This window comes from Bradyrhizobium sp. P5_C11_2 (assembly GCF_054049755.1).
In genome coordinates, this window is record NZ_JBFULT010000521.1 from 1 (window position 1) to 5,400 (window position 5,400).

Below are 5,400 nucleotides of genomic sequence, written 5' to 3' on the forward strand. Positions count from 1 at the left end.
GATGATGCGGCCCTCGAGCCGCCGCGGGTCGGTGGGCTGGCCGTCCTTGAAGGCTGCCGCCTGCATCCGCGCCGCGTCGAAATCCTTCACCACATASCCGGTGATGACGCTGCCGGTGAACCGGCCGATGCCGGGATAGTCGCGGCTGCCTGCGACGTCGCGCGTCTGCGCGACGGCGGCGGTGACGGTGCAAGCTGAAACCAGGATGGCCAGAACGGGCAGTCCGAAGACGTTTCGCGAGGGCATCGGCATCTCTGTCGGTTGGGGGGAAAGGAGGGCGCCGATGTTAGTCGCTGGCCGACCGTCGCCGGTTCTGAATGGCGCGTCTCAAAGGGAGCGCCGGAGCGCCCTGAAGGCCTCGATCGCCTCCGGTGTCGGCGGCCAATCCATGGGGAACGTCCGTACGAACCCGCCGACGCATTGCTGGACGAGCCGCTTGGATGATTCCGCCTCGGGCGTGACGGCAGGAAACGGATCCACGGACCAATCCGGAATGTCGCCGCACAGCGCGACGATGCCGCCGAGCGCAACCAGCGTGGGCTCGCTGATGTTGGCGCCGCCACCTGCCGCCGGCTTGACCCCGAACCATTGGTCCAGAAGATCGGGTGCCTCGTGCGCCGGTCGCAGCCGCATCGCCTGGAGGCGCAGCCGGTTCTGATGACGTTTGACGCCGCGCGGCGTGGGGTCGGCCTCGAACACGGCCGGATGCCAGATCGCCAGGGCTGCGCGGAAATGCTTGGAGTCCTCCACCCTGTCCTCCCGCACCATGGTCATGCGCCGGGCTCCCAGCATCGCGATGAGCAGCAGCGCGACGGCGAGACCGAGATAGGGCGGCACGCGCCGGGAGAGAATGAGCTCATCGGCGGAACGTGCCGGGATGGTGATCTTGGCAACAGCCGTGGTATCGGGCGCCGGGTTCGAGGCGCTTGGCGCGGGATCCTCGACGGCGGCGGATGCGGGCTTTGCCGCGGTTTGCTCGAGCTTCGCCGTGGGAGGCGAAACGACATTCTGCAGATTGTTCGCCCATGAGGCCAGGAGCCAGATCATCAGCATCAGCACCATCGCCGGTATCCCGACATCGGGCACGTAGCGAAGGGCGGCTCGAATGCGGTCGGGCCATGGCGAATTGCCGCCGGGCGGCACGTCGTGGCCGGACGACAGCCCGATGCTGTTGCGGACGTCTGAATCGGGCACGGGAACGGTGAGGTTGAGCAGCTTCTTCAGATATTGCCGGGCGCGCTGCTGATCGTCGCCATATTGCTTGGCGATGATCTCGACCACCTTGGGTTCGTCCATGCCGAGGAAGATGAAGCACGGACCCGCCGTGGTCAGGAAGTTGATGGATTCCAGCACCTCCATGAGGTTTCCCGGCGAGCAGCGATCGAGATCGTCGATGAAGATGACGAGTCCCGGATTGGTCGAGGTGCGCAGGGCGCGGCCGGCAGCGTCGAACTCCTTGGCAAACTTGTAGCGGAAGCCGAGCTGGGCGCTGAAATCGGCGAGCTTGGAGTTGCCGCGCAACGTCGCCATCAACTCGGACGGCTTCAGGTTCATCGTTGCGTAGATCTTGACGATCACGAGCAGCAATGTGCCGGCGCCGACGAAGGCTGCGTGATCGAGCCAGTTGCTCGCGGAATCCGTCAATTGCGCGAGCTTCGGCCACTCGGCGTCGGGTTTGATCCAAGCGGCGAGCGAATTGCCGATTGCCCCCCATTTGAACGCCCAGGCGACGCTGACGACCAACGCGGTCAGAAGCAGGAGCGGAACGATGTCCCTTCCCGCGCGCACGTACAGAAGTCGCGCCCTGAACCACAGGCCCGACAGCCGCCAGGCTGATGGAATGGCCTGGCCGCGAATGTTCTCGAGCAGCGCCGCAAGGATGTTCTCTTCCTTCTGGTGATGCCAGGCATTGAACCAGACCGGGCTAGCGCCGCGCTGGCGCAAATCTTCCGCCACCAGGTTCATCAGCGAGCTCTTGCCGGTGCCCCATGGACCGGTGATGGCGATCGTCAATGGCGGCGAGGTGCTGGTGTTGCGCACGAACCGCGACAGCGCGAGCGCCAGCGGCTTCATCCCGAGCACGTCGAAATCGTTCCACCCGATCGGCGTATCGGACGTGCCGGTCGCCGAAATGCCCTCGTCGACCTTGCTGCTCGGCAGGTCGTACCACCCAAGTCCGGTGAAGAAGAACGCGATCACCAATCCTGGGATCGCGCCGAACAGCACCCAGGGCGCAAATTGCGATCGATACCACAGGCGCTCCCAGGTCTTGCCGCCGTCCGAGGTCTGGAAGATCGCCGGCAGCGGGCCTTCCTCGTTGCCGTCCTCCCAGCCGGACGAGATCCAGCCGAAGCGCTGGTCGGGCTGGAAGTGAGCGGAGCGGAGGTTCGCCTTGGTCGGAAGGGCGATGAATTGGGTGTCGTGATCGACCTGGCCTGCCGGGGTGAACAGCTTGAATGTCGTGGCGGCGAGATGGCCTTGCGCGAACAGCGTGAACATCTTGGTGGTGCGACGGGGCAGATCGACCTGTTCGTCCGGAGGCAGCAGACCGAAGAAGTTCATCCGCGATGACGTTGCCCGCAGAAATTCCCTGACGCCTCCTTCCAGCTTCGCATTCACGCGCGATGCACGATATCCGCGAAGTTCGTCATCGACGACGTAGCCCGACAATGCAAACGGCACCTGCGCGTTGATGACGGCCTGCTGCGCCTTCTCTATGTCGCCTGCCTGCGCGCCATCGAACGCATTGGCCGGAACCAGCAAGGGCCGCTCCTTGCCGGCGGTGACGAATGGCGCGGGATTGAGGTCGGTCGGATACCCCTTCCAGCTCCGTCCGCCGTCCTGGCTATAGGAGCCATCGATTCCTGCCAGTCGCAGGCAAAGTCCGCCACCCGTATCGCACCCGGCCCAATAGGCTCCCTCCGAAAGCGGCTGGCGCGCGGGAAGCGTCGCGAAATTGGGATCGGTGCTCGGATCCGGGACAAGCCTGACCGCCACCGGCTGAGCGGGGCGCGGGGGAGGCAGTTTCGAATCCTTCGAATCGATCGGCTGCTGTTGCTGGATAGGCTGCTGAACCGGTGACTGTTGCACCGGGATGTTGGGGGACTTCGACGGCTCGGCCTGATTGGGCGGGCCGGGTATTGGCCTCTGAGCGACCTTCAGATCGGGCTCGCCGGCATAAGCGGGCGTGAGGCCCGGCCAATGGGACGCAGCCCGTTGCGGTGTCGGGTCCGGCAGCCCGACCGGCCGTTCGGTGAGCCAAGCCGTCGATTTCGGCCGCCAGGACAGCACGCCGGCCGCTCCCATCGGCACCACCGGCATGATGGCCAGACGCGGATCGGGTTGCGGCTTGAACAGCCATTCGATCCAGCCCGTGTCGGGCGTGAAGGGATCGGTGCGGATCGAGCGATCGTTGAAGCCGACGAGGCAGAGGATGCCGAAGACGAAGGTGATGGTCGCCTTCAGGTACAGCCGGCGCAGCATGATGCGCCGGTCGATCCGGGACGCGCCCTCGGACGGACCGCCGATGAAAGGTGGATCCGGTGCTGGAGAACTCCCCATCGCGCGCCTTTCGGAACGAAACGGCAACTCAACCCATGCGCGCATCCCTGCGGCGCACGTCCTGGGCTTGATCGTTTGTCTCAGCAGGACGATCGAGGTTCATCCCGGCTCGCAATGCTGCGTCATGGTGGCGCGAGCCGCGGCGATCCGGCCGCTTTGACCGAGATGGTGTTCCCGGGCATGATCGCGCGCTGCTTCGCGCAGGGAGATATGAGGAATTACATGCTGAGATACGCTCTGGCCGTTGTTGGCTTCGTTGGTTTGGCCGGCGGCTCAGCCGAGGCCGCACGCTGCGGCGGCGACTTCAACAGTTTTGTGGCCAGCATGGCCGCGGAGGCGCAGTCCGCCGGCGTCTCGGCGAGCGTGACCAGCGCGGCGCTCAGCGGCGTGACCCAGGACGGCGCCGTGCTCGCCTTCGACCGGCGCCAGCGCTACACCTTCAACAAGAGCTTTGAGCAGTATGTCTCGACCCGGGTCGGTCCCGGCCGCATCAATGGCGGCCGCGCGCTGCTCCAGCGTCATGCCGCGCTGCTCTCGCGGATCGAGCAGCAATTCGGCGTGCCGCGCTACATCCTGGTCGCGATCTGGGGGCTGGAGAGCGATTTCGGCAAGGGTGACATCGGCAAGCTGCCGGTGGTCCGCACGCTCGCGACGCTCGCGCATGATTGCCGCCGCACCGAGCTGTTCCAGGGCGAATTGCTCGCAGCGCTCAAGATCGTGCAGCGCGGCGACCTGCCGCTGCGCGACCTCATCGGTGCCTATGCCGGCGAGATCGGCCAGACCCAGTTCCTGCCGTCGTCCTACGTCAAATACGGCGTCGATTTCGACGGCGACGGTCACGTCGACCTCCGCCACAGCGTCCCCGACGTGCTCGCCTCGACCGCGAACCTGCTGCACACCAGCGGCTTCAAGATGGGCCAGCCCTATGGCGAAGGCACCGCCAATTTCGAGGCCATGCGCGAATGGAACAGGGCGGTGATCTACCGCAAGACGATCGGGTATTTTGCGGACCGGCTGATGGGGCAGTGAGGCGCGCCTGAGAGAGGGCGCAATCGAACCACACAGGCGGCGTCATCACCCGCGAAAGCGGGTGATCCAGTATCCCAGAGACAGTGAACGGATACGGAGAAGCCGCGGCGTACTGGATGCCCCGGTCAAGCCGGGGCATGACAGCGGAGAGATTGGCGCACAATCTCTCCAGCGTCGTCCCGGCGAAGGCCGGGACCCATACCGCGGAATCTATCGGTGACGGGCGGTGGGAGTCCAGAATCGCAAGCCTTCGCCAAACTGAGTTCGGTGGTTATGGGTCCCGGCCTTCGCCGGGACGACGACGGAGAGTGTGGCGGCGGGTTGTGAATCGCAGTCATGAATCCCCCTCACGCCCCGAAGGGTGGAACCATGATCTACATTTTTTCAGAATGGAACTGAACTGTAACCGGGTTGGCTCCTTAACAAACGTTACTTGGACGGAGGCGGCAGCATTGGGAGCCACCGATGGGACAACCAGAACCATTTCGTGCAACGGCGCTCATCGTTGAAGACGACGTCATGCAACGGGAGATGCTGAGCCTCCTGCTGGAAGAGAGCGGTTACCAGGTCATCCAGTGCGAGAGTGCGGAAGCCGCCGAGCGCGTGCTTGAGAAGAATGCCGGCGCGCTCTGCCTGATGCTGACCGACGTCCAGCTCGCCGGCCGCATGAACGGGGTCGAGCTGGCGCATGTCGCCAAGGACCGCAATCCGAAGCTCGACGTCGTCGTGACGTCGGGCCGCCCCCTGGCGCAGGCCTTGCCTGACGGCGCAAAATTCTGGGCCAAGCCGTGGGCGCCGCTCGACGTGCTG

Annotated in this window: 3 protein-coding genes and 1 pseudogene; 2 read left to right on the top strand and 2 right to left on the bottom strand. The window is 65.1% G+C overall.

Annotated elements, in window-relative coordinates; translation table 11 throughout:
• Window positions 1–246: pseudogene (locus tag ACXJL8_RS32800) on the bottom strand (OmpA family protein); the annotation flags it as partial.
• 81 nt (window positions 247–327) lie between these two features.
• A complete protein-coding gene (locus tag ACXJL8_RS32805) occupies window positions 328–3,561 on the bottom strand; it encodes a KAP family P-loop NTPase fold protein (RefSeq protein ID WP_456622025.1) in 3,234 nt (1,077 codons plus the stop codon).
• Between the two features lie 222 nt (window positions 3,562–3,783).
• On the opposite strand from ACXJL8_RS32805, the gene ACXJL8_RS32810 reads away from it, so the two are divergent.
• Window positions 3,784–4,590 carry a lytic murein transglycosylase gene (locus ACXJL8_RS32810; RefSeq protein ID WP_456622026.1) on the top strand — a complete coding sequence of 269 codons (807 nt, stop codon included), beginning with the start codon at window positions 3,784–3,786 and terminating at the stop codon, window positions 4,588–4,590.
• A 465-nt stretch (window positions 4,591–5,055) separates the two neighbouring features.
• The coding region (locus ACXJL8_RS32815; protein WP_456686285.1) for a response regulator at window positions 5,056–5,400 on the top strand (345 nt) is incomplete at its 3' end.